Annotated in this window: 21 protein-coding genes and 1 pseudogene; 12 read left to right on the plus strand and 10 right to left on the minus strand. The window is 72.5% G+C overall.

What is annotated here, in order from left to right; genetic code table 11:
• The first annotated feature begins 28 nt into the window (after window positions 1–28).
• The 6 genes from IO40_RS0127065 (at window position 29) to IO40_RS0127090 (ending at window position 7258) form a co-directional block, all read left to right on the plus strand.
• Window positions 29–1057 (plus strand): carbohydrate ABC transporter permease, encoded by a 1029-nt coding sequence (locus IO40_RS0127065; RefSeq protein WP_033230122.1) that lies wholly within the window; start codon window positions 29–31, stop codon window positions 1055–1057.
• A complete protein-coding gene (locus IO40_RS0127070) occupies window positions 1057–1887 on the plus strand; it encodes a carbohydrate ABC transporter permease (RefSeq protein ID WP_016469668.1) in 831 nt (276 codons plus the stop codon). Before IO40_RS0127065 ends, IO40_RS0127070 begins: the two co-directional genes overlap by 1 nt.
• Before the next feature lie 5 nt (window positions 1888–1892).
• Window positions 1893–3443, plus strand: coding sequence for a glycoside hydrolase family 3 protein (locus tag IO40_RS0127075; protein WP_031028917.1), 1551 nt, complete (start codon window positions 1893–1895; stop codon window positions 3441–3443).
• 134 nt (window positions 3444–3577) lie between these two features.
• The gene (locus IO40_RS0127080) at window positions 3578–4645 is read left to right on the plus strand and encodes an SIS domain-containing protein (protein WP_016469670.1); all 1068 of its coding nucleotides are present in this window, start codon (window positions 3578–3580) and stop codon (window positions 4643–4645) included.
• Window positions 4646–4659: 14 nt separating this feature from the next.
• A complete protein-coding gene (locus IO40_RS0127085) occupies window positions 4660–5316 on the plus strand; it encodes a class II aldolase/adducin family protein (protein ID WP_016469671.1) in 657 nt (218 codons plus the stop codon).
• A 454-nt stretch (window positions 5317–5770) separates the two neighbouring features.
• Complete coding sequence (locus tag IO40_RS0127090; RefSeq protein WP_016469672.1) at window positions 5771–7258, plus strand: PAS domain-containing sensor histidine kinase; 1488 nt, start codon at window positions 5771–5773, stop codon at window positions 7256–7258.
• A 210-nt stretch (window positions 7259–7468) separates the two neighbouring features.
• Here the strand turns inward: IO40_RS0127090 and IO40_RS0127095 are convergent, their stop codons facing one another.
• Window positions 7469–7732, minus strand: a complete 264-nt coding sequence (locus IO40_RS0127095) for a WhiB family transcriptional regulator (protein WP_016469673.1) — start codon at window positions 7730–7732, stop codon at window positions 7469–7471.
• 314 nt (window positions 7733–8046) lie between these two features.
• On the minus strand, window positions 8047–9015 hold the full coding sequence (locus IO40_RS0127100; RefSeq protein WP_016469674.1) for a diacylglycerol/lipid kinase family protein: 969 nt from the start codon (window positions 9013–9015) through the stop codon (window positions 8047–8049).
• 108 nt (window positions 9016–9123) lie between these two features.
• Between IO40_RS0127100 and IO40_RS0127105 the strand changes: the two genes are divergently transcribed.
• Window positions 9124–9549, plus strand: a complete 426-nt coding sequence (locus IO40_RS0127105; RefSeq protein ID WP_016469675.1) for a hypothetical protein — start codon at window positions 9124–9126, stop codon at window positions 9547–9549.
• A 96-nt stretch (window positions 9550–9645) separates the two neighbouring features.
• Here IO40_RS0127105 and IO40_RS0127110 read toward each other — a convergent pair whose 3' ends face one another.
• The 5 genes from IO40_RS0127110 to IO40_RS0127130 all read right to left on the minus strand — a co-directional run bounded on the left by IO40_RS0127110 (window position 9646) and on the right by IO40_RS0127130 (window position 15263).
• Window positions 9646–10572: an RNA polymerase sigma factor SigF gene (locus tag IO40_RS0127110; protein ID WP_031176292.1), complete on the minus strand. Its 927-nt coding sequence runs from the start codon at window positions 10570–10572 to the stop codon at window positions 9646–9648.
• 20 nt (window positions 10573–10592) lie between these two features.
• On the minus strand, window positions 10593–11006 hold the full coding sequence (locus IO40_RS0127115; RefSeq protein WP_016469677.1) for an ATP-binding protein: 414 nt from the start codon (window positions 11004–11006) through the stop codon (window positions 10593–10595).
• Window positions 11007–11516: 510 nt separating this feature from the next.
• The gene (locus IO40_RS0127120) at window positions 11517–12584 is read right to left on the minus strand and encodes a 1-aminocyclopropane-1-carboxylate deaminase/D-cysteine desulfhydrase (protein WP_234324693.1); all 1068 of its coding nucleotides are present in this window, start codon (window positions 12582–12584) and stop codon (window positions 11517–11519) included.
• Between the two features lie 167 nt (window positions 12585–12751).
• A complete protein-coding gene (locus IO40_RS0127125; protein WP_016469679.1) occupies window positions 12752–13342 on the minus strand; it encodes an N-acetylmuramoyl-L-alanine amidase in 591 nt (196 codons plus the stop codon).
• A 103-nt stretch (window positions 13343–13445) separates the two neighbouring features.
• The gene (locus IO40_RS0127130; RefSeq protein ID WP_031176293.1) at window positions 13446–15263 is read right to left on the minus strand and encodes a tetratricopeptide repeat protein; all 1818 of its coding nucleotides are present in this window, start codon (window positions 15261–15263) and stop codon (window positions 13446–13448) included.
• Window positions 15264–15511: 248 nt separating this feature from the next.
• Between IO40_RS0127130 and IO40_RS0127135 the strand changes: the two genes are divergently transcribed.
• Window positions 15512–16873, plus strand: a complete 1362-nt coding sequence (locus IO40_RS0127135; RefSeq protein ID WP_031176294.1) for an NsdA family TPR-like regulatory protein — start codon at window positions 15512–15514, stop codon at window positions 16871–16873.
• Window positions 16874–16961: 88 nt separating this feature from the next.
• Window positions 16962–17492, plus strand: a complete 531-nt coding sequence (locus IO40_RS0127140) for an NUDIX hydrolase (RefSeq protein ID WP_030407779.1) — start codon at window positions 16962–16964, stop codon at window positions 17490–17492.
• A gap of 557 nt (window positions 17493–18049) precedes the next feature.
• Here IO40_RS0127140 and IO40_RS0127145 read toward each other — a convergent pair.
• Window positions 18050–18283 (minus strand): hypothetical protein, encoded by a 234-nt coding sequence (locus tag IO40_RS0127145; protein ID WP_016469683.1) that lies wholly within the window; start codon window positions 18281–18283, stop codon window positions 18050–18052.
• A 153-nt stretch (window positions 18284–18436) separates the two neighbouring features.
• Here IO40_RS0127145 and IO40_RS0127150 point away from each other — a divergent pair, with 153 nt between their 5' ends.
• Both IO40_RS0127150 and IO40_RS0127155 read left to right on the plus strand, forming a co-directional pair.
• A complete protein-coding gene (locus tag IO40_RS0127150; RefSeq protein WP_031176295.1) occupies window positions 18437–19399 on the plus strand; it encodes an EamA family transporter in 963 nt (320 codons plus the stop codon).
• 85 nt (window positions 19400–19484) lie between these two features.
• Entirely contained in the window at window positions 19485–20696 is a 1212-nt protein-coding gene (locus IO40_RS0127155) for a methyltransferase (RefSeq protein WP_031176296.1), read from the plus strand.
• 13 nt (window positions 20697–20709) lie between these two features.
• On the opposite strand, the gene IO40_RS0127160 is transcribed toward IO40_RS0127155, so the two are convergent.
• Together IO40_RS0127160 and sodN are read right to left on the minus strand one after the other, a co-directional pair.
• Complete coding sequence (locus IO40_RS0127160) at window positions 20710–21465, minus strand: hypothetical protein (protein ID WP_031176297.1); 756 nt, start codon at window positions 21463–21465, stop codon at window positions 20710–20712.
• 1030 nt (window positions 21466–22495) lie between these two features.
• Complete coding sequence (gene sodN / locus IO40_RS0127165) at window positions 22496–22891, minus strand: superoxide dismutase, Ni (RefSeq protein WP_030407783.1); 396 nt, start codon at window positions 22889–22891, stop codon at window positions 22496–22498.
• Window positions 22892–23188: 297 nt separating this feature from the next.
• Here sodN and IO40_RS39925 point away from each other — a divergent pair.
• Window positions 23189–23356, plus strand: a pseudogene (locus tag IO40_RS39925) (S24 family peptidase); the annotation flags it as partial.
• Window positions 23357–23363: the final 7 nt, after the last annotated feature.

The following is a 23363-nucleotide window of genomic DNA, read 5'->3' on the forward strand; positions in this document are numbered from 1 at the left end:
GCCGCCCCCACCCCGGTTGGAGTCTGCAATGTCTGTGCAAACCCGTGAGGCACCGCCTCGTGGCAAGGTGTCCGTCAGGCCGGCGGGAAGCGGCGGGTCGGCGCCGGGCGGCGGACGGGGCACCGGGAAGGGCACCCTGCCCTACCTCCTGCTGCTGCCCGCGCTCGGGCTGACGGCGGTCCTCCTGGGCTGGCCGCTGGTCACCAACGGCATGCTCTCGTTCCAGAACCTCAACATGACGCAGCTGATCCAGCACGTCACCGAGTGGAACGGGTTCGCCAACTACACCGACACGCTCACCAGCGACACGTTCTGGCGGGTCACCCTGCGGTCGGTGATCTTCACAGTCGTCAACGTCGTGGTGATCATCGTCGTCGGCACCCTGATCGGTCTGCTGCTGGCCCGGCTCGGCCCGAAGATGCGGCTGCTGCTGTCGGTCGGTCTCGTACTGGCCTGGGCCATGCCGCCCATCGCGGGCACCACCGTCTACCAGTGGCTGTTCGCACAGCGCTTCGGCGTCGTCAACTGGGTGCTCGCCAAGATCGGGTTCACCTCGATGGCGGACTACAACTGGACGGGCAGCCAACTGTCCACGTTCTTCGTCGTCTCGCTGCTGATCGTGTGGACCTCGGTGCCGTTCGTCGCCATCAACCTGTACGCGGCGACCACCACCATCTCCCGCGAACTGTACGAGGCCGCCGCGCTGGACGGGGCGGGGGCCTGGCAGAGCTTCAAGTCCGTCACCTTCCCGTTCCTCAAGCCCTTCTTGATGGTCGCGACGTTCCTCGAAGTGATCTGGATCTTCAAGGCGTTCCCGCAGGTCTTCGCCATCAACGAGGGCGGCCCCGACCGGCTGACCGAGACGCTGCCCGTCTACGCCTTCGTGGAGGGCGTCGGCAACCAGCACTACGGCGCGGGCGCGGCCATCTCCGTCCTGACCATCCTCATCCTGCTGGCGCTGATGTCGTACTACCTGCGTCTGGTGCTGCGCCAGGAGGCGGAGGACGACGAGGCCGGCGAGAGCACCACCGACCGCAAGAAGGGGGAGAGGGCCTGATGCAACGGTCGCTCCTGGGCCGGATCTGGCCGAACGCCACCGCGGTGGTGCTGTTCATCGGCTTCGTCTTCCCCGTGTACTGGATGTTCAACACGGCCTTCAAGCCGAACGGCGACATCATCAGCGAGGACCCCGTCTGGTTCCCCGACTCGCCCACCCTCGAACACTTCTCGACGGCCGTCCACGCCGAGAACTTCTGGACGCTGGTGCGCAACTCGGTCACCGTCACCGTGCTGGCGGTCGGCCTCTCGCTGCTGGTGGCCCTCTTCGCCTCGTTCGCCCTGGCCCGGATGCGGTTCAAGGGGCGCAAGGGCATCGTGCTGACGTTCATGCTCGCCCAGATGGCCCCCTGGGAAGTCATGGTCATCGCGATCTACATGATCGTGCGGGACGCGGACATGCTCAACAGCCTGGTGCCGCTCACCCTCTTCTACACGGTCATGGTGCTGCCGCTGACCATCATCACCCTGCGCGGATACGTCGCGGCCGTCCCCAAGGACCTGGAGGAGTCCGCCATGGTGGACGGATGCACCCGCTTCCAGGCGTTCCGCCGGGTCATCTTCCCGCTGCTGGCCCCCGGACTGATGGCCACCTCGCTCTTCGGCTTCATCACCGCGTGGAACGAGTTCCCCATGGTCCTCATCCTCAACAAGGACGCCGAAGCCCAGACGCTGCCGCTGTGGCTGTCGAAGTTCCAGACCGCCTTCGGCGACGACTGGGGCGCCACCATGGCCGCCGCCTCGCTCTTCGCCGTCCCCATCCTGCTGCTCTTCCTCTACCTCCAGCGCAAGGCAGTGGCCGGCCTCACCTCCGGCGCGGTGAAGGGATGACCCGCATGACCACCTCTCTCCGAGCCACCGACACCCTCACCCGTGACGCCCTAGCCGTCCTCCAGCCCGGCTTCACCGGCACCTCCGCACCGGCCTGGCTGCTGCGGCAACTGGACGAGGGACTCGCCTCGGTCGGCCTGTTCGGGCGCAACATCGACTCGCCCGAACAGCTGACCCTGCTGACCGAGCAGCTGCGCGACGTACGGCCGGACGTCCTGGTCGCCATCGACGAGGAGGGCGGCGACGTCACCCGGCTGGAGGCCCGCACCGGCTCCTCCTACCCCGGCAACCTCGCCCTCGGCCACATCGACGACCCCGACCTGACCCGGGCGGTCGCCCACGAACTGGGCAGCAGGCTCGCCGCCGCCGGCGTCAACCTCAACTGGGCGCCCTCCGCCGACGTCAACTCCAACCCGGACAACCCCGTCATCGGAGTCCGCTCCTTCGGCGGCGACCCCAAGCTGGTCGCCCGGCACACCGTCGCCTACGTCGAAGGACTCCAGTCCGCGGGCGTCGCCGCCTGCGTCAAGCACTTCCCCGGGCACGGCGACACCGCCGTCGACTCCCACCACGCCGTGCCCCGCATCGACGCGGACATGGACACCCTCCGCTCCCGCGACCTGGTGCCGTTCGCGGCGGCGATCGACGCCGGCACCCGGTGCGTGATGAGCGCCCACATCCTGCTGCCCGCCCTGGACGCGGCCCGCCCCGGAACGCTGAGCCCCGCCGTGCTGACCGGACTGCTGCGCGCCCCCCGCGACCAGGGGGGCCTGGGCCACCAGGGACTCATCGTCACCGACGGCATCGAGATGCAGGCCATCTCCGCCACCTACGGTCTGGAGCGCGGCAGTGTCCTGGCGCTGGCGGCCGGCGCCGACGCCATCTGCGTGGGCGGCGGCCTGTCCGGCGAGGACACCGTGCTGCGGCTGCGCGACGCCCTGGTGACGGCCGTGCGCGACGGAGAGCTGACGGAGGAACGGCTCGCCGACGCCGCGGCACGGGTCCGCGCCCTCGCGGCGTGGGCCCAGGGGGCGCGGGGCGCGCGGAACCGGTCCGACACGGGGGGTCTGGCCGATCCCGCGCTCCGCGCCGACCCCGTCGCCGCGGGCGGCATCGGACTGGAGGCGGCACGGCGCGCCCTGGTCGTCACCGGGCTGGAGGACTACCGCCACCCCCGCGGCCCGCTGTTCGTGGCCGCGCTCACCCCGCTGGCCAACATCGCCGTCGGCGACGAGACCCCCTGGGGTCCCGCCGCGGAACTGGAGCGGATGGTGCCCGGCACCCGCACGGGCACCTACGGCAGCACCGACGGTGACGTGGGCGCCCGCGTCCTGGCCGACGCGGGGGAGCGCCCCGTCGTCGCCGTCGTCCGCGATCTGCACCGCCACCCGTGGATGGCGCAGGCCGTCGAACGGCTGGTGGCCGCCCGCCCCGACACGGTCGTCGTGGAGATGGGCGTGCCCCAGGCCCCGCCGCAGGGCGCCCTGCACGTGGCCACCCACGGCGCCGCCCGGGTGTGCGGACGGGCCGCGGCCGAGGTGATCGCCCGCGGCTGACCGGCCCGGCCACGCGCTCCGCCAGGCCCCCGCGTCCCCTCCGGGCGCGGGGGCCAAAGGCGCGCGAACCCTCACAACGTAGGATCGAAAAGCAACCCGCACTCACGCACGAACCTCATCGGGAGGCGACCCGCATGTCCTCGAACGCCCCATCCGGGCCGGGCACCATCATGTCCGGCGAGATGGCCGAGCAGCCCGCCGTGCTGCGCCGCATCCTGGACGAGGGCGCCCCGGCCATCCGCGAGGTGGCCGAGCGGATCGCCGCACAGAACCCGCGCTTCGTGCTGCTGACCGCGCGCGGCACCTCCGACAACGCCGCGCTGTACGCGAAATACCTGCTGGAGATCCGGCTGGGCAAGCCGTGCGGTCTCACCTCGATGTCCACGACCACCGCCTACGGTGCCGAGCCGGACCTCACCGACTGCCTGGTCATCACCATCAGCCAGTCCGGCGGCAGCCCCGACCTGGTGGCCTCCACCAAGGCCGCCCGCGAGGCCGGTGCGATCACCCTGGCCGTCACCAACAACGCGGACTCGCCGCTCGCCCAGGTCAGCGAGCACCACATCGACGTGCTGGCGGGCCCGGAGAAGGCGCTGCCCGCGACCAAGACCTACACCGCCGAACTGCTGGCGCTCTACCTGTTCGTGGAGGGCCTGCGCGGCGCCGGCGAGGAGGCCGCCCGCAGCGCCGGGAACCTCCCCGGGCTGGCCGAGGCGGTGCTGTCCCGCAAGAGCGAGGTCAAGGCGCTGGCCGCCCGCTACCGGTTCGCCGAGCGGATGGTGCTCACCTCCCGCGGCTACGGCTACCCGACGGCGAAGGAAGCCGCGCTCAAGCTGATGGAGACCAGCTACATCCCGGCGCTCTCCTACTCGGGTGCCGACCTGCTGCACGGCCCGCTGGCCATGGTGGACAACATCTCGCCGGTGATCGCCGTGGTGGCCGACGGCAAGGGCGGCGAGGCTCTCCAGCCCGTGCTGGAGCGGCTGCGCGACCGGGGCGCCGACCTGGTGGTCATCGGCCGCCAGGACGAGGTGGACCGGGCCTCCGCCGGCTTCGCGCTGCCGACCGACGGACTCGCCGAGGAGCTGCAGCCGATCGTGCAGATCCTGCCGCTCCAGATGCTCGCCTACGAGGTCACCATGGCCCGCGGCCAGGACCCGGACGCCCCGCGTTCGCTGGCCAAGGTCACCGAGACCCGCTGAGGGAGGGGGAGCGGATGGGGTCCGCCAAGCCGAGGATGGGACAGGCCGGGACGGTGGACGGCCTGATGGAGCAGCTCATCGACGTCGGTGCCACCGTGGTCTCCCGCGGCTTCGCCCTGGCCAGCGGCGGCAACCTGTCGGCCCGGCTGCCGGGCTCCGAGGAGTTCGTCGTCACCGGCAAGGGCACCTGGCTGGACCGGCTGGAGCCGGACGACTTCACCGTCATGAACCTGGCGGGCGAGGTCGTCGGCGGCAATCCGCAGCCCTCCAGCGAGTGGAAGCTGCACCAGCGCACCTACCGGGTCCGCGAGGACGCCAACGCGATCGTCCACATGCACCCCCAGCACGCGGTCCTCGTGGACGCACTCGGCCACGAGATCCGGCTGCTGACGCTGGACCACGCCGTCTACGTACGGTCGATCGGCCGGACGCCCTTCCACCCCAACGGCTCCGACGAGCTGGCCGACACTGCCGCCGAGCAGGCCAAGGAGCACAACTGCGTGCTGCTGGCCCACCACGGCTGCTCGGCGCTGGGGGAGGACGTGGGGATGGCGCTGCGCCGGGCGATGAACCTGGAGGAGGCCGCCACGGCCACCTACCGCGCCCTGATGCTGGGGGACCGCACGACGCGGTTCCCGGCGAGCGCGGACGAGGCCATCCAGCACGCCTGAGCGGCGTACGTCCCCGCCGGTGCCGATGGGGACGGCGTACGAGGCTCGACGGGGCCCGGACCGGTGGATGCACGACCCGGTCCGGGCCCCTCGCCGTGCGGCAGCGAACCGTCCCACCGGTACGCAGCAGCTCTCCCGCCGGCAGCGCGGCCCCCGCGCCGGTGCCGGGACGGGCCCGGAAAGCACTTCGGGCCGCGGCGCCGGAGCGGGACCCTCAACCCGCCCGGCACCGCAGCCCGGAGCCGCAAGACCCGTCGCTGTCAGGGCAGAGAGCGCCGGGCCTCGATCTGCCCTCTTGTGCGGAGAGGACAGAAGTGCGTCACCGAGGATTCTGGACTAGACCACGGCCGTCTGTCTACGGATCGGACGGGTCCCGCCGGGTCCGTCCCCCTACCGTGACCGGCCCGCGTCCGTCCCGTCCGCCCGCTGACGTACCCTCGGCCCCGTGCCCTCCATGAACGACCTCGTACGCCAGCACACCGCCCTCTCGGACGCCGAGCTGGAGTGGCTGCACCTGCTGGTGTCCGAGTGGCAGCTGCTGGCCGACCTCTCCTTCGCCGACCTCGTGCTGTGGGTGCCCACGCTCGACGGCACCCGCTATGTGTCGGTCGCCCAGATGCGGCCCAACACCGGGCCCACCTCGCACCAGGACGACATGGTCGGCCACCTGGTGCCGCGCGGGCGCCGGCCGCTGCTGGACGCCGCCCTGGACGAGGGCAGGATCGTGCGCGAGGGCGACCCGGAGTGGCGGGAGGAGGTGCCCGTCCGCGTCGAGTCGATCCCCGTCCGGCGTGAGGGCCGGGTGCTCGGCGTGATCGCGCGGAACACCAATCTGCTCACCGTGCGCACCCCCAGCCGGCTGGAGCTGACCTATCTGCAAAGCGCCTCCGACCTGGCGCAGATGATCGCCGCCGGCGCCTTCCCCTTCCCCGGGCACCAGGTCGACATGGACCACGTTCCGCGTGTCGGTGACGGCCTCATCCGGCTGGACGCCGACGGGGTGGTGCAGTACGCGAGCCCCAACGCGCTGTCGGCCTACCACCGCCTCGGCCTGGCCGCCGATCTGGTCGGCCTCCACCTGGGCGAGGCCACCGCGGAGCTGGCGCCCTCCCGGGGCCCGGTGGACGAGGCGATGGTGAAGCTGGCCAGCGGCTGGGCCCCGCGCGGTGCGGAGGTGGAGGCCAACGACTGCATCGTCCAGTTGCGCGCCATCCCGCTCAAACCGAAGGGCACCCGCATCGGTTCGCTCATCCTGCTTCGGGACATCACGGAAGTGCGCCGCCGCGAACGCGAGTTGATCACCAAGGACGCCACCATCCGGGAGATCCACCACCGGGTGAAGAACAACCTCCAGACGGTCGCCGCGCTGTTGCGCCTCCAGGCCCGCAGGATGGACTCCGACCGGGGCAAGGAGGCCCTCAACGAGGCCGTGCGGCGGGTCGGTTCGATCGCGATCGTGCACGAGACGCTGTCCCAGAACCTGGACGAGCGGGTGGAGTTCGACGAGATCGCCGACCGGGTGCTGGCCATGGTCGCGGAGATCTCCCCGGGCCGTATCACCGGCCGCCGTACGGGCCGTTTCGGCATCCTGGGCGCCGAGGTGGCCACCCCGCTGTCCATGGTGCTCACGGAGGTCCTCCAGAACGCCATGGAGCACGGTTTCGGGCCCGGGGAGCAGGGCGCCATCGAGGTGCACGCCGTACGCGGCGCGGGGGCCGGCCACCAGGAGGCGCGGCTGCTGGTGACGGTGCGGGACAACGGCCGTGGGCTGCCGGAGGGCTTCGACGCCAAGAGCGCCGGGAACCTCGGCCTCCAGATCGTACGGACCCTGGTGGAGGGCGAGTTGGGCGGCACCTTCGACATGCTGCCGGCACCGGACGGCGGCACACGGGTGCTGTTCGACCTGCCGGTCACGGTGGAGAAGAAGCGCGAACGGCGCTGAGGCGAACGCCGCGCGCCGCTCGCCTCGTGAAGTGGTGTGGGGTGACGTCACGTGCGTGCGAACAGCGCCGAGCCCCCGGTCCGCGGTGGCGGACCCGGGGGCTCGGCGCTGTGGTAACGCTCTGCGTGGGTGCGGGCGCTCTGCCTCGGCAGGCGCTCCGGCGCACTGCGCGCTGCGTCTCGGGGGTTGCAGCTGGTGCAGGGCTGGGCGTCAGGCGGTCGCGGCGTTGTTCCGCGCCCGGTTGCGGGCGGCGCGGCGCTTCATCGCGCGACGCTCATCCTCGCTGAGGCCACCCCAGACACCGGAGTCCTGACCGGACTCCAGAGCCCACTGCAGGCACTGCTCCATGACGGGGCAGCGGCGGCAGACGGCCTTGGCTTCCTCGATCTGCAGCAGCGCAGGACCGGTGTTGCCGATGGGGAAGAACAGCTCGGGGTCTTCCTCGCGGCAAACGGCGTGGTGACGCCAGTCCATGGCTGCTACCTCTCCTCGTGTGCGGTGCTTGTGAATGTGAACGCTTTCACGAATCCCTCCGCAGGGGAAGGGGGGCCTCATCGACTGTGATGTGGGTCCCACTACGGGGTAAGGGAGGGGATTCCGGCTCTCAAGGGGGCCCGGAAGGCGGGCCGTCCCGATCGCCATGAAGAGAGTCGCAAACCTCGGCGGCGGATACAACCCCTTCCGGAAACTTTTTTTTGAATCCTTGGTGTCGGCTAGCTCACAGCCGTCATTCCAGGGGGTGGATCCTGGTCTAAACGTTCGACTGGAAGGACTTTCGGGCCTTCCACTTACACAATCACACGCAGTGCACGCCGTACGCCTGTGAAGCTCACGCTCGTACGCAGTCCCAGGTGGTCACCGTCCATCTGAAACGGCAGTGGAACCTGCGAATGCAAGGTGAAGCGTGTCAGGTCGTGGAGGGTCACCGCGTGCTTGCCGCGGGGCCCCCGCTCGGGGCTGGAGGTCAGCAGCTGCGTGCCGTACCGGCCCACCGCCAGCGGCGTCAGCCGCTTGAGACCCAGCACGTCCAGACCCGTGTCGAAGGACGCCTCCGGGGCCGCGTACAGCGGTTTGTTGCCCAGGAACGACCACGGCGCGGTGTTGCAGACTATCGACAGCGCCAGCTCCTCCACGGGCTCGGCGTCCTCGCGCTCCAAGGTGATGGTGCCTTTTCTGCGATGCGGTTCACCCAGGAACTGCCGGACGACCTGGCGCACATAAAGCGGATGCGTCGAACGCTTTCCCCGCTCCCGCTGCTGTTCCACTCTGCCGATCACCCCGGCGTCGAAGCCGAGCCCCGCGGTGAACGTGAACCAGCGCGCGGGGATTTCCGCGTCGTCCGTCCCCGGCACGCCGCCGGCGATACCCAGTCCCACCGTGCGCCGCGATCCCGACGCCAGCGCGTCCAGCAGGTGCCCCGTCGCCTCCACCACGTCGTTGGGCATGCCCAGCGCGCGGGCGAAGACATTGGTGGAGCCGCCCGGCACCACGGCCAGCTGCGGCAGCCGCTCGGGGTCCGGGCCCTCGTGCAGCAGACCGTTGACGACCTCGTTGACGGTGCCGTCGCCGCCCAGCGCGATCACCAGCTCCGTGGTGCCGCCCTGCGCCGCCTGCCGGGCGAGGTCGCGCGCGTGGCCCCGGTACTCCGTGGTGGCCACCTCCAGCTTCAGATCGCTGGCGAGCGCGTGCGTCAGCACGTCCCGGGTGCGTGCGCTGGTGGTGGTGGCTGCCGGGTTGACCACGAGTAGTGCGCGCATGGGGTGAGGGTACCTACCCCGCGGTACGGGGCCCAGCCCTCCCGGCCCGGCCCCGGCCCGCACGGCGGGCACCCCGGGGAGGGCTACGCTGCATGTGTGAGCGAGAGCGTGACCCAGACGGAAACGGAAGTATCCCGGCACACCGGGACGCGCACCCGGCGTGCGCTCACGGCCGCCGCCGTGGTGACCGGACTCGAAGGCGTGGTCGTCGCCGTGTTCGGCGTCGTCTCGCTCGTGATGTCGGTCACCGGCCACCCGGACGACATGATGCAGGCCACCACGCTCGCCGTGACCGTGCTCGCGCTGTCCGTGCTGCCGCTGGCCGCCGCCCGCGGGCTGTGGCTGCGGCGCCGCTGGAGCCGGGGGCCCTCGATGATCGTCCAGCTGCTCGCCCTGCCCGTCGCCTGGCAGATGGCCCAGAACGGCGGCGGACTGCTGGCCGCCGCGCTCGTGCTCGCGCTCGCCGCCGTCGTGGTGCTGGGCTGTCTGGTCAACCCGAAGGCGACTCAGGCGCTGGGCATCGGCCCCAGGTGAGCGCTTCCCTGTGAATGCTTCCCCCGCCCCCGTCCCGCGACCGGGGCGGCACTGCCGCCGGCGGTCACGGGACGCGGCGGGGACGGGGAAGAAAGGTCACTCCTCCACCAGCAGGCGGTCCCTCAGCTGCGCCAGGGTCCGGGCCAGCAGACGCGAGACGTGCATCTGGGAGATGCCGACCTCCTGGGCGATCTGCGACTGGGTCATGTTCCCGAAGAACCGCAGCAGCAGGATCTTCTTCTCCCGCGGCGGCAGCTCCTCCAGCAGCGGCTTGAGCGACTCGCGGTACTCGACGCCCTCCAGCGCGTCGTCCTCCGCGCCCAGGGTGTCGGCGACGGCCGGCGACTCGTCGTCGGTGTCCGGCACGTCCAAGGAGAGTGTGCTGTAGGCGTTGGCCGACTCCAGGCCCTCCAGCACCTCCTCCTCGGAGATCGACAGCCGCTGCGCCAGTTCGTGCACCGTCGGGGCCCGGCCGTGCTGCTGCGACAGCTCGGCCGTCGCGGAGGTCAGCGACAGCCGCAGCTCCTGGAGCCGGCGGGGCACGCGCACCGCCCAGCCCTTGTCGCGGAAGTGCCGCTTGATCTCACCGACGACCGTGGGCGTCGCGTACGTGGAGAACTCCACGCCCCGCTCGGGGTCGAACCGGTCGACCGACTTGATCAGACCGATCGTGGCGACCTGCGTCAGGTCGTCCAGCGGCTCACCGCGGTTGCGGAAGCGGCGCGCCAGATGTTCGACGAGTGGCAGGTGCATGCGCACCAGCCGGTTGCGGAGCTCGGCGCGCTCCGGGCCGTCGGGCAGCTTGCGCAGCTCGACGAAGAGGGCGCGTGCGTCGTCACGGCTTTGCGGGTCGAGCCCGCGGGAGTCGGCACGGGCCCGCCCGCGCCGCTCTTTCTGCTGCTGGTCCATGGCATCCGCCCGCTTCCCCTGCCTGGGTCGCTGCGTGCTCGGCTCGGCCGGGTGCGGACGGGGCTGCTGTTCCGGAATGCCCCGGGAGACCGCCCCCGAGCGGCCTGACCACATCTGACTTGCCTCGTGCTCGGTCACGATGCTCCGGGCCCCGCACCGCGCTTCTTGTGCAGGCTGATGCTCACCGTACGGTCATCCGACACTGCTGAACCCACCTCACCGGCCAGGGCCGAGAGCACCGTCCACGCGAAGGTCTCGCGTTCCGGAGCCCGGCCATCGGTCGTCGGCGCCGAGACGGTCACGTGCAACGAGTCGCCGACGAGTTGGAAGACACAACTGAGTACGGAGCCGGGGACGGCCTGCTGGAGCAGGATCGCGCACGCCTCGTCCACGGCGATCCGCAGATCCTCGATCTCGTCGAGGGTGAAGTCCAAGCGGGCCGCGAGCCCGGCGGTGGCCGTCCGCAGCACCGACAGATAGGCTCCCGCGGCAGGCAGCCGGACCTCGACGAAGTCCTGCGACGCGGGGTCGCCTGCGATCTGGGACACCCTCACCTCCAAGGTGACACGAGCCGGTTGGGCCTCACGGCCGAAGCGGCTGGTTGGTTCGTTTCGGCAGCGACGCTATCGCGATCCGCGTCACGATGCCGCACGCACCGAGCCTTGCCGTCCCCACCCGTGAGTGTCACCCATAGTAAACGTATGGGTACTGTCTGTGGCTAGGGGTCGGAGCCCCCAAATCCTTCGTGGTTACGCTCTGTTGGTGCTCGGGGGTGCCAAGAGCGGCGGTCCCGAGCCGGGCCCCTGCGCTCCGTCGGCCACCCTGTGTGCCCATCGATGGGCCGGAGGCGGTCGATGGAAGGGCCTGTCATGTCAATACCCGTCACCCGATGCGTTCATAGCCCCTGGAGGAACAGACTCCGACAAGGGCTGAAACCTATCCCTGGGAGCGGGGGCACACCCCTCGCGCGGGGGCCGCAACCCTCCGATACCGATTACACACAGTGAAAACGAGCGGCGCGACCGTGAACGATCAACTGCGTAGCGTTACAAGCAATCTCACTCTCCGTCATCGTCATGGGCGTCGTCAGGGGACCACGCGCGCCCCGTGACGACGGCCGTCACCGTGCTTCCTTCACGGAAGGTCCCCTCCGCCGCCAGGTGGACGAGGGCGAACAGCAGCTTGCCGACGTAGACGACGTCCAGCGGCGGCAGAGCATGCCGCTCGGCGAAGTCCGCGGCGAAGTCCGCGAGCCGGCCGCTCACCTTCGCGTAGCCGCCTCCGTGGAAACGTTCCTCCACCTGCCATCGGCCGCGTGCCCCGCCGAACGCCTCCCGCTGGAGCCCCCGCACCTCGCCCGGAAGGAAGCCGCCCTTCAGCACGGCCACCCCGATACCGCGCTGACCTGGGGAAAGACCGGCGGCCATACCGGCGAGCGTGCCACCGGTCCCGCAGGCGACGGCCGCCACGTCGGTGTGCCCGCGCAGCTCCTCGCCCAGCAGCGCGCACTCCCGGACGGCCGCCGCGTTGCTGCCGCCCTCCGGCACCACCAGGCAGTCGCCGAAGCGAGCGCGCAGCGCCTCGTGGAAGGCGGGCTCGCCGCGGTGGCGGTAGTCCGAGCGGGAGACGAAGTGCAGCAGCATGCCGTCCCGGGCGCAGCGCGCCAGCGACGGGTTGAGCGGCCGGTCGGCCAGTTCCTCGCCGCGCACCACTCCGACCGTGCGCAGCCCCAGCAGCCGGCCGGCCGCAGCGGTGGCCCGCAGATGGTTGGAGTAGGCCCCTCCGAAGGTCAGCAGCCGACGGTGTCCGGTCTCGGCCACCGCCCGAAGATTAGGGGCGAGTTTGCGCCACTTGTTACCGGGGAGTGCGGGGTGTATCAGGTCGTCCCTCTTCAGCAGCAGCCGCACACCGTGCCGGGAGAACCGCTCGTCCGCCACCTCCTGGAGGGGAGAGGGGAGTCGCGGGGCCAGCGCGGCGAGCGGGTCACGCGCAGCTTGTGCCTCACCCGGACCGGGCGCCACGTACGAACCGGACGCCTCGTAAGGACCGGGCGCCACGTACGAACCGGACGCCTCACGCGGCTCGTGCGGCTCGTGCGGCTCACGTGCATCGCGAGGGCCGTGCATACCGAGGGGACCGGGAGAGCCCGGTGCGCCGGGCGTGCCGAGCGGATCGGCAGCGCCGGGCACGGGCTCGTCGGGCGGGGTGCGGGGAACGGGATCGCGGGGGTCCGGCCGGGGTGCCACCCTCCCATTGTGGGCGCACCCCCCGCCGGACCCGCACGCCGGGAGCCTCAACCCAGGCGGGCGGCGATCCGCTCGCGCAGCTTGTCCATGGTGAAGCCCTTCGGGTCCACCTTCTGGTTCGTCCACTCCAGGTGGCCGATGACCGAGCGGGCGCCCCAGCCGTGGTGCCGGCACAGGGCCGCCGCCGCGCGCACGATCGCCGTGATCTGCTCCTCGGGCCACGGGTCCTTGCCGTCGCCGCGGTTCTCGCACTCGAAGCCGTAGAAGCAGACGTTCCCGTCGGTGTTCCGTTCGTTGGGCGCCGGGAGCCGGCGCTCGGCGATCACGGCGCGGAGCACGTCGTCGTCGCCCGAACCGGCGTGGTTGGCCCGCCCGTGCCCGGTCAGATGGACGGTGCCGTCCTTGGTGATGCAGCCGTGGGCCAGCGGGCCCGGCAGGCCCTTGCGTCCGTCGTAGACCAGATCCACCGTCCGGTCCGCGCCCTCGGTGGCGGTGTGGTGGATCATGATGCCGTGCACCGGGCCCCATGAGCCCTGCTGGTTGCGGTTGTGGTTGCGCCAGTCGCGTACCTCTTCCACCCGTACGCCCTCCTTCTTGAGGGCCTGGACGAAAGCGGCTGCGGTGATGGGTGTGGCCATCTCAGCCCCCGTCTGCTGTGTCCGTTCCGGGTGCCGTCCCCACCGCCCGGCTCGTCGGTGGAGGCGGCGCGTGCCCCTGCTCATACCCCTCCGCAGAACGGTTTTAGCAGTCGTCCGCGGGCGCGGTGGATGGGCTCAACTGTGCGAGGAGTGAACGCACTCGGGTGTCACGGGCGTAGGGCCGCAGCAGCCCCGGTATCCGTTCCCGCGCCGCCCGCACCCGCCCCGAACTCACCTGCGCGCACTCGTCGAGGAAGCCCTCCCAGGCCGCGCACGCCTCCTCCAGCCGGCCCCGGGCGAGCAGCAGTTCGGCCAGCTCCGCCCGGCACAGGGCGCGCGAGCGGTACTCGGCGGCGGGCCGGGCGCGCAGGGAGGCGGACAGCTCCGCCACCGCGCCGTCCGCATCGCCCAGCGCGGCCCGCATCCGGGCGGCCTGATACCGCAGCGCCGCGTCCTGGTACGAGCCCACCGGCTCCCCGCTCGGACTCTCCAGCCCCGTCGTCAGATCGGCCGGTGCCCTGGCCAGCTGCCGCTCCGCTCTGCCCATCGCCTCCAGCGCCCGGCGCCGCTCCCCGCTCGCCGCCCCCGCCACGGCCAGCCCCGCGTACAGGAAGGCCCGCGTGGACGGCTCGGCGTCGGCGGGCGCCGCCGCCAGCGCCGCTTCCGCGAGCGCCAGGCTCAGCCGTGCGTGCCCCAACTGGTGGGCCTGCGAACTGAGCGCGCGGCGCGCCAGCGCCACCCCCTCCGGGTCCCGTGCCGCCTCGGCCAGCTCGGCCGCGGTCAGGAACGCCCGCTGCGCCAGCCCGTGCCGCTGCTCGTCCGCGTAGACCCGGGCCAGCAGGAAGCTCAGCCGTGCGGCTCCGGCCAGCAGACCCCGCTGGTGCGGTCCCTCCTCGCCGGAGCGCAGCGACCGCACCAGCCCCGAGAGACAGGCCGCGAGCGGTGTGCGGATCACACCGCCGCCGTGCCGGTCCGCCTGGAGTGCGAAGAACCGCGCCTGCTCGTGGACCGAGGCGACCTGGCCCCCTCCGGGCCGGCCCGTACGGCGCGAACCGCGCGCGGTGCAGGTGTTGCGGGCCCCCGGCAGCGGCGCGGGGACGGGCCCGCCCGGCGCGGGCACCGGTGCGGTGCCCTCGGCCCGGGCGGAGTCCGCGGCGCCCCCGGGCGGGAGGGTGCCTGCCGGGTGCCCGGCCGGTTCCGGGCCGGCGGGCCGCGCGGGGCCGGCGGAGCGGAGCGCGGCCGTCAGCAGGCCGAGCGAGTACGGCGCCGGGGGAGGGCTGTCCGCGCGGGGCGGCGGAACCACCGGAGCCGTCAGCGCGGTCAGCTGGTCCACCGGGTGCGCGGGCCGGCCGAACCCGAGGACCCGCACGTCCACGGGGTGCGGTCTGACGCCCGTACCGCCCATGCCGTCCCCGCCGTCCGGCTCCCACGGGCCCCACGCGTGCTCGGCCCGTGCCTGGCCGGCCGTGCGCGTGCCCGGCCCGCCGCCGGGCACCACGGCACGCGGCGGCCGGCCGGCGGGATCGGAGGTCTCGTCGTCGTCCCGGCCGCCCCGGGGCCGGGCGCCGGCCCCCGGCCGGGTGCCCCGCCCCGGTCCGCCGCCGCGTCCCGGGCCGGGGCCGCACCGCATGCCCAGCTCGGCGACCGTGACGGGACGGCCCAGACGACGGGAGAACGCCTCCGCCATCAGGTGCTGTACGCGGGGGTCCGGCCGGCTGCCGCGCAGCCAGTGCGCGACTGAAGTCCGGTCGTACCGAAGGTGGATGCCCACCTCGGCGCCGATACGGGCCAGCGCACGCGCGAACGCCGCCTGCGTCCACTCGGTCTCCGCCAGCAGGGCGCGCAGCGCGCGGTTCGGGGTACGGCCGCGGGCACCGGCGCCAGGGTGCGCCGCGGTACCCGCGCGCTCAGAGGGACACATGACAGGTCCTGTGGCCGAACATGATGGGGTCGTTCACCGTTTCGCCTCACTTCCGGAATCGGGTGATGTCTTTCCGTAGCTCTCCGTGTGCCGGATGTGCTGTCATGCACCCGGACCTCTTCAGCGAAGCGCATCCCTCACGGCTTCGGGAGCATGTGCCGGGCGCACGACTGCGTGGTGCTTTCACACCCCGTGTGAACGCGTGTCCGTTACTCTGCGAAACAACACGGTGGACGACGGAGGGCGGTATGGAGCCCAACTGCCAACTGGACGCACTCCTTGACCAGTCAGGGATGTCGCGGGCCGGACTCGCGGCGAGGGTGAACCGATTAGGCAACCGCGCGGGGATCACCCTGCGTTACGACCACACCTCTGTGGCGCGCTGGCTCAAGGGACAGCGACCGCGCGGCAGGGTCCCCGAGTTGATCTGCGAGGTGCTCGGCCGCCAGCTCGGCAGGACCCTCACCCTCAGTGACATCGGCATGGACGTCCCCTCCGCGGGACGCACCCTCACCGCCCCCGTGACCGCCGAACCGGCCGGACTCGGCAGGTTCGTCGAACACGCCGCCCTGCTGTGGCGCTCCGACCGGCTCCACGGCGACCGTCCCGGCCCCGCCCTGCTGACCGGAGCAGCGGCCGTCGCCCCGATCTGGCAGTGGGAGAACCCGCCCGACGACGTGGACGTCTCCCGCACCGGCGGCCCCGGACCCGAGGTCACCGAAGCCGACGTGGCCGTCCTGCACACCGCACGCGGCCACTACGAGCACCTCTACCGCAACGCCGGCGGGGTCGCCACCCGCTCCCGCGTCGTCGGCTTCCTCAACGGCGAGGTCGCCCCCCTGCTGCGCGGCACCTACGACGACGCCACCGGGCGCCGCCTCCACCGCGCCGCCGGATCGCTCGCCGCCATCAGCGGCATCTGCGCCTACGACGCCGACGAGCAGGGACTGGCCCAGCGCTACTTCCACCAGGCACTGCGCCTCGGCAAAGCCTCCGGCGACCTCCTCTTCGGCGGCTACGTCGTCGCGCTCCTCGTCAACCAGGCCCTCTTCCTGGGCGACACCCGGCACGCCCTCGCCTGCGCCGGAAGCGTCCTGCGCACCCTCGGCCCGCGCACCAGCGCCGCGCTCGCCACGGATCTGTACGCGATGCAGGCCACCGCGTACGCACGGCTCGGCGACCGGCGCAACGCACACGCCTGCATGCACCGCGCCGAGACCTCCTCCGGACGCATCCGCCCCGAGGAGGAACCCGAGGAGACCGGCTACGTCCAACCCGGGCTCGTCGAGGTGCGGTTGGCCGAGTCCCTGCTCCTGCTGGGAGAGCTGTCCGCCGCCGCCGGCTACGCCCAGGCAGCCGCGCGTGCGCCCGCGCACGTCCGCGGACGCGTCAACCGGCTCGCCACCCTCACCGACGTGGCCCTCCACGCCGGCGAGCCCGAACGCGCGGCCGTCACCGCGGCCCAGATGGTGGACAGCGCGCAAGGTATCGAGTCACAACGGCTGCGCGGGCGCATGCGCAGGGTCAAACAGCGCCTGTCCCAGCACTCCGGCGCCTCGGCCGCCGAAGCCGCGAAGCTCATCGAGGACTCGCTGAGCGTGCCGTTCTGACCCCCGCGCGCGCCATGCGCCCCTGTCAGCGGAAGCGCGCGCCATGCTGGGATGTGCCCCAACCTCCGTCAGGAAGGGGGCACATCACGTGCGATGGAAGAACCTGGGTGAACACACTGTGTACGAGAACCAGTGGCTTCGGGTGAATCTGGCGGACGTCGAACTGCCCGACGGGCGGCATCTGGACCACTACCTGATCCGGCTGCGCCCCGTCGCCATGGCCACCGCACTCAACGAGCGCAACGAAGTGCTGCTGCTGTGGCGGCACCGTTTCATCACCGACAGCTGGGGCTGGGAGCTGGCCGCCGGCGTCGTCGAGGACGGCGAGGACCTCGTGCGGGCCGCCGCCCGCGAGATGGTGGAGGAGACCGGCTGGCGGCCCGGCCCGCTCCGCCACCTGATGACGGTCGAACCGTCCAACGGGCTGACCGACGCCCGGCACCACATCTACTGGTCGCCGAGCGCCGAGTACGTGGGACCGCCCGAGGACGACTTCGAGTCCGAGAAGCGCGAATGGGTGCCGCTGAAGGAGGCGCCCGACCTCATCGCCGCGGGCCAGGTCCCCGCGGCGAACACCGCGGCGGCCCTGCTGATGCTGCACCGCCTGCGCTTCGGCTGAGCACACCGCGGGGCGGGCGGGCCCTGCCCCGCCCGGTGGGATCGCGGGGCCCGCTGCCGGCCCCACCGGGGTCACGCCCCGGTGGGTGCCCGGCGGGGCCCCGCCTCCGCCCCCCGGTGCGGGCGGACGCGGCGACGTGCCCGTACCCGGTCCGCGGCGGCATCCCCCGCCGTCCCGCGTCCGGGCCGCGTGCGTGCACACGCGGGACGCCCCGGGCGGCCGACGAGGCCGTCCGGGGCGCTGTGCCGGTCTCCTGCGGCCCGTGCGGGCCCGTACCGGGGCCGGAGCCTTCTGAGCCGTACCGCTCCGTGCGGCCCGGCCTGGCTGGTGCCTTCCGGCCCGTGCGGGTTGTACCGGCCTGGCCGCTGTCTTCCCGCCCGCGTCCGGCGTGGCTGGTGTCTTCCCGCCCATGCCGGCCCATCACCGGCCCGGCCGCTGTCTTCCGGCCGTACTGTCCGTACCGGCGTGGCCTGGTACGTCCGTACCCAGCCCGGCGGTACGTCCGTACCAGCCCGTGCCGGTCTGCTCCGGCCCGTGCGGGCGGGCCTCCCCGGGCGTCAGCTCTTCAGGAAACCGTCGCCGTTCTGGGCGACGTGCTCCTGGACGGCCGCGAGGGCCTGCTGGACCTGCTCCGCGGAGCCCGTGCCACGCTGCTCCGCGTAGTAGGCGGCCCCCAGCCGGCGCAGCAGATCGTTGCCCGCACGCTGGGCCTGGACCTCCTCCATCTTCTCCTTGCCCTGCGCGATGCTCCGCTGGGCCTGCTCCTTGGCGCGGTCGAGAAACCCTGCCATGGTCCTGCCTCCGTAGGTGCGGCGGTACCGGTCCGTTCCGGCGCCGGTCTTCCGTCAACGTGCGCCGTGATCAGCTGGTTCCCCGCACGGGCAGCCGCGTCACGGCGGAAGGGGGATTTCACCCCGCGCGCCGCGCGCTCTAGCGTTGCTCCCATGACCACCCCCGACCGCGCCACCAGCACGTCTGCGGCCCCCCGCGCCTCCGCTCCCGCCTCGTCCCCCGTCCCCTCTCCGGCCGCGTCCGGGAGCACGGCGGAGACGATCCGCGGCGCGGCGCCCGGGGCGCGGGCCCGGCTCGGTGCCGTCGGACTGGTGATCGGCAGCGCGCTGTCGCTCCAGTTCGGGTCCGCGGTCGCCGCGCTGCTCTTCCCCCGCGCCGGGGCGCTGGGCGTGGTCGCCCTGCGGCTGGTGTTCTCCGCCGTGCTGCTGGCCCTCTTCCGGCCGCGGCTGCGCGGCTACTCCCGCTCCGACTGGCTGGCCGCCGCCGGGCTGGGCGTGGCGCTGGGCGCCATGAACAGCCTCTTCTACCAGGCGATCGAGCGCATCCCGCTGGGCGCGGCCGTCACCCTGGAGCTGCTGGGGCCGCTGCTGCTGTCGGTCTTCGCCTCCCGGCGCCTGGTCAGCCTCGTGTGGGCGCTGCTCGCGGGCGGCGGGGTGTATCTGCTGGAGGCCGGCGACTTCGGGCGGCTCGACGCCGCCGGTGTCGGCTTCGCGCTGGCGGCGGGCGGCATGTGGATCGCCTACATCCTCTTCAACGCCCGGACCGGTGCCCGCTTCCCCAAGGTCGACGGGCTGGCCATCGCCATGGGCATCGGGGCGCTGGTGAGCGCACCGCTCGGGGTGGCCAGCGCGGGGACGGCACTGCTGGACCCGGTCACGCTGGGCCTCGGCGCCGCCGTGGCCGTGCTCTCCTCCGGAGTGCCCTACACGCTGGAGATGTTCGCGCTGCGCCGGCTGCCCGCCGGGACGTTCGCGGTGCTGATGAGCCTGATGCCGGTGGCGGCCACCGCCGCCGGTTTCCTGGTGCTGGACCAGAGCATGGAACCGCTCCAGCTGGTGGCCATCGCGCTGGTGGTCGCGGCGAGCATGGGCGCGGTGCGCACCTCGCGGGGCTGAGGCCCCGAGGCCGCGGCACCGGGGCCGGGGCCTTCGGCGGGGCTCGCCGGGCGGGGTGCCCCGCGGGCACGGCTAGGGTTGTCCGGTGGACGCAGGGACTGAGGCGGCGCAGACCGTCGGCTGGGACGAGGACGGGGTGCGGCGTACCGCCGCGTGGCGGTCCGGAAGCGGTGCCCGGCCGCCCAAGCGTGTGGCGCCCGCCGACGACAGGATGGCCGCCGACATCGCCTACAAGCTGGTGTGCGAGGGCACCGCGCTGCTGTGGCGCGGCGACTACCACGGCGCCCGGCAACTGCTGGCGGCGCTGGGCCGCCGGGTGGACCGCAAGCCGCCCAAGCGGGGGGCCACCGCGCGGGAGACCTTCCATCTGCACCGGCAGGCCCGCTCCCGGCGCGCCCGCGTACTCGGCATGCTGCTGATGCCGCTGGAGACGACACCGGACGGCTCCTACACGGTGCCGCTGCGCCGGGCGCCCGACGTCGGGGAGGCGTGCACGGAGGCGTACGGACCCGCGGCCGGGCCCGCCGGCGCGTGCACGCTCGTCGCCCTGCGCGAGTTGCAGGGGGTGATCGGCGCACACGAGTGGCGGCGCAAGGGAGTGCCCGTCGAGGCGTTGGGCGGCGACCGGGTCCACCCGTACTACGGGGTGTTCTCACCGGTGCGCGGCGAGTACGTCGACCTGGTGGCGCGGGCCGTACTGCCGGTGCCGGAGGACGGCGGCGAGGCCGGGCCGGAGCGGCTGACGGCGTTCGACATCGGCACCGGCACCGGTGTGCTGGCCGCGGTGCTGGCCCGGCGCGGCGTGGGCCGGGTGACCGCGACGGACCTGGGGGAGCGGGCCCTGGCGTGCGCCCGCGAGAACGTGGCCGGACTGGGGGTGGCCGGCACGGTCGAGGTCGTCCGAGCGGACCTCTTCCCTCCCGAGGAGGCCGGCCGCGCCGACGTGATCGTCTGCAATCCGCCGTGGGTGCCCGCCAAGCCGACGTCCGTGCTGGAGACGGCCGTCTACGACCCCGACAGCCGGATGCTGCGCGGCTTCCTGGCCGGGCTCGCCCAGCGGCTCGCCCCCGGCGGCGAGGGCTGGCTGATCCTCTCCGACCTGGCCGAGCACTTGGGGCTGCGCCCCCGCGAACAGCTGCTGGAGTGGGTGGCGGAGGCCGGGCTGACGGTCGCCGGACGGCTGGACGCCCGCCCCGTGCACAGCCGCGCCACCGATCCGGCGGCCCCGCTGCACGCGGCCCGCGCGGCGGAGACGACCAGCCTGTGGCGGCTGCGCCCCGCGCACACTCCGCAGTGAGCCGGCGTCCGCTCTACAGCCGGTGCCGTACCCAGACGTTGGGCTCGACGTAGACGGCGTGGTCATGGGCCAGGTCGCAGTGGACGGGCACGAGCGCGCCGGGCACGACGACATCGCCGTCCCGGTCGAACGGCAGCCCCGTCCACGCACGCCACCGGGCCGGCGGGGCGCTGACCGTCATGGAGGCGGGTGCGACCTTCTCCACGGTGCCGCCCGCCCGTATGTGCACCCGCAGCCACGGGTCCTCGGGCAGGCCGTCGGGGCGCAGCTCGCCTACGTACTCGGACATGGGCACATGGGGCCGCAGATGCTTGCCGTTGGGCCGCACCGGCGCGACCAGCGCGTCGAGTCCCCGCGCCCGCGCCGTCTCACGGAGGGCGGCGAGCATCCGGTGGGAGAGCCCGCGGCCCAGGTAGGCGTTGTCGATGGTGACCTCCAGCGCACCGGCGGTCGTCACCGGCCGGCCCAGGCGCCGGTCGATGAGCGCCCACACCAGCAGCTGGTCCCATCCGCCGTCGGGCAGCTCCTCCCGGCCGGACATCCGGGCGTTGAACGGCACGCTGAGGCCGCGCGCGACGACACGGTCCCCGTCGGTGGCCACCACACAGTGCTGCGGAAACCACTCGGGTACCGCCGGCACGGCGTTGGCGACGAGATCCTCCACCACGAACACGGGCCAGCTGTCGTCCAGATCCCAGATCTGTCCGGCCAGCTCGGGACGCTCGGCGAGCGGGGTGATGAGGACGCGGTCGTCAGCACTGGTGGTCACGACGCGCGACCTTGTCACATGTTGTAGACCTCTGGCCAATGATTTCCCTGGTGGGGGCGCCCTCAGCTCGGCCCCCCGCTTGGCGCGGAGCCGTTCTCTCCTCCCTCCGGTTTGCTCACGATGCGGTCCGGCCCCCCGCTCGGCGCGGAGCCGTTCCTGCCGGGCTCCCACGGAACCGAGCTGCCGCTGATGGGGGGCGCACGAGCGCACGGCTACGGACGGATTCGCCGGACGCTGCGGAGCGCGGCGTGGCCGAGAAGGACGGCGGCTCGCATCTGTGTGAGGGGGTCCGTTGTTTCGTCCGGTGCGACGGTGAACGGCTCGTTGCTGTCCGCCTGTTCGCGAGCGGCACGGCAGAGCCGGGCGGCAAGTGCGCGGGCAGGTCCGGGCCCGCCGTACGGGAGCGGCCGGTCGCGCGCGTCCCACGCGAGTCGCGCAAGGGCGTGGGCGCGGTCTTCGGCGCTGCTGGTGCGCCAGGTGCTCGCCAGGAAAGTGGAGAGTGCGGCGTCGACGAGGTCCCCGAGACAGCCAGGAGGGACCGAGGGGTCTATCTGGCCCGACGCGCTACAGCAGCAGCCGTAGCGCGGGAACCGGACCGGGCCGTCGAGCCGGCCGGGGAAGCCGCGCGGATCGTCGTGGCCACGGGTTCCGTCCGGATGCGAAGGGAATTGGAGGCCCTTCAATATGTGATGCGCCCGTGGCAGGAGGCGCCCATCGGCCGGCGACTCGCGGAAGTCCTGGCGACCGTGGACGAGAGGGGCCGACGTGGGTGACGCGCCGGGACCGCTGTCGGATCGGGAGATCGCCGAGCGGCTGGAACAGCTGCCGGGCTGGGAGCGCTCCGGCGACACGATCACCCGAAGCTACGGCACCCGAAGCTCAGCCGATGTGACCCACGGCCTGTGCCGCAGCCCGGCCCCCGAGGGCGACAAGCGCGTCGGGGGCGCCCGAGATCATCGGACGCCCCCGACGCAGAATGCTGCGACCGGCGTGAGCGGGGCCGCGAGCGGATCGCGTGACCCCTCGCGGGTCACGCCTTCTTCGTCTCCCAGAAGATCTTGTCGATCTGGGCGATGTAGTCGAGCGCCTTCTGCCCGGTGGCCGGGTCGGTGGAGCCCTTGGCGGTGCTGAGCGCCTTGAGGGTGTCGTTCACCAGCTGGTGCAGCTCCGGGTACTTCTCGAAGTGCGGGGGCTTGAAGTAGTCGCTCCACAGCACCGAGACGTGGTGCTTGGCCAGCTCGGCGCGCTCCTCCTTGATGACGGTGGCGCGGGCGCGGAAGTGCGGGTCGTCGTTGGCCTGGTACTTCTCCTGAATGGCCTTCACGGACTCGGCCTCGATCCGTGCCTGCGCGGGGTCGTAGACACCGCACGGCAGGTCACAATGGGCGCTGACCCGCACCTTGGGGGCGAACAGTCGGGAGAGCATAAAAGCCATCCTTCCTCGTGATCGTCTTCTCACGTGCGAGATTACTCCGTGTGGGAAGCCTTTTCGCGTGTGCCCCCACGGGCTTAGGACAAAAGTCCAGTCGCAGGCTGGATCTGCTGGAGTAAGCGGGGCCGGGCGGGGTGTGCGGCCCGGACGACCGGAGGCGGGAAAGAGGCGGGAAAAATGCCGGAGTGTACGTCGCAGGACGGTCTGACGCGCGGTGAGGGGCGCCGGGCGGGTGACGGACGCGGCGGGCCGTTGAAGCGGATCGGGCTGGCGGAGGTGTACAACCCGTCGATGCGGCCGACGCTGCGCCCCGGCGACCAGCTCGTCGTCGTGTACGGCGCGGCCGTGCGCCCCGGCGACATCGTGGTGGTGCGCCACCCCTTCCAGCACGATCTGCTCATCGTCAAGCGTGCCGTCGAGCGGCGTGCGGGCGGCTGGTGGGTGTGCGGGGACAATCCGCTGGTCC

Source organism: Streptomyces albus subsp. albus (assembly GCF_000725885.1).
Lineage (GTDB): Bacteria > Actinomycetota > Actinomycetes > Streptomycetales > Streptomycetaceae > Streptomyces > Streptomyces albus.

What these genes read in the sequence shown, in the direction of transcription:
- IO40_RS0127120 (WP_234324693.1), bottom strand. Translation starts at nt 12,584, where the DNA reads ATGCACGGCCCTCGCGATGCACGTGAGCCGCACGAGCCGCACGAGCCG.
- IO40_RS0127150 (WP_031176295.1), top strand. Translation starts at nt 18,437, where the DNA reads ATGACCACCCCCGACCGCGCCACCAGCACGTCTGCGGCCCCCCGCGCC.
- IO40_RS0127080 (WP_016469670.1), top strand. Translation starts at nt 3,578, where the DNA reads ATGTCCTCGAACGCCCCATCCGGGCCGGGCACCATCATGTCCGGCGAG.
- IO40_RS0127070 (WP_016469668.1), top strand. Translation starts at nt 1,057, where the DNA reads ATGCAACGGTCGCTCCTGGGCCGGATCTGGCCGAACGCCACCGCGGTG.
- IO40_RS0127095 (WP_016469673.1), bottom strand. Translation starts at nt 7,732, where the DNA reads ATGGACTGGCGTCACCACGCCGTTTGCCGCGAGGAAGACCCCGAGCTG.
- IO40_RS0127125 (WP_016469679.1), bottom strand. Translation starts at nt 13,342, where the DNA reads ATGGCCACACCCATCACCGCAGCCGCTTTCGTCCAGGCCCTCAAGAAG.
- IO40_RS0127090 (WP_016469672.1), top strand. Translation starts at nt 5,771, where the DNA reads ATGAACGACCTCGTACGCCAGCACACCGCCCTCTCGGACGCCGAGCTG.
- IO40_RS0127065 (WP_033230122.1), top strand. Translation starts at nt 29, where the DNA reads ATGTCTGTGCAAACCCGTGAGGCACCGCCTCGTGGCAAGGTGTCCGTC.
- IO40_RS0127135 (WP_031176294.1), top strand. Translation starts at nt 15,512, where the DNA reads ATGGAGCCCAACTGCCAACTGGACGCACTCCTTGACCAGTCAGGGATG.
- IO40_RS0127145 (WP_016469683.1), bottom strand. Translation starts at nt 18,283, where the DNA reads ATGGCAGGGTTTCTCGACCGCGCCAAGGAGCAGGCCCAGCGGAGCATC.
- IO40_RS0127110 (WP_031176292.1), bottom strand. Translation starts at nt 10,572, where the DNA reads ATGTGGTCAGGCCGCTCGGGGGCGGTCTCCCGGGGCATTCCGGAACAG.
- IO40_RS0127130 (WP_031176293.1), bottom strand. Translation starts at nt 15,263, where the DNA reads ATGTGTCCCTCTGAGCGCGCGGGTACCGCGGCGCACCCTGGCGCCGGT.
- IO40_RS0127075 (WP_031028917.1), top strand. Translation starts at nt 1,893, where the DNA reads ATGACCACCTCTCTCCGAGCCACCGACACCCTCACCCGTGACGCCCTA.
- sodN (WP_030407783.1), bottom strand. Translation starts at nt 22,891, where the DNA reads ATGCTCTCCCGACTGTTCGCCCCCAAGGTGCGGGTCAGCGCCCATTGT.
- IO40_RS0127100 (WP_016469674.1), bottom strand. Translation starts at nt 9,015, where the DNA reads ATGCGCGCACTACTCGTGGTCAACCCGGCAGCCACCACCACCAGCGCA.
- IO40_RS0127085 (WP_016469671.1), top strand. Translation starts at nt 4,660, where the DNA reads ATGGGGTCCGCCAAGCCGAGGATGGGACAGGCCGGGACGGTGGACGGC.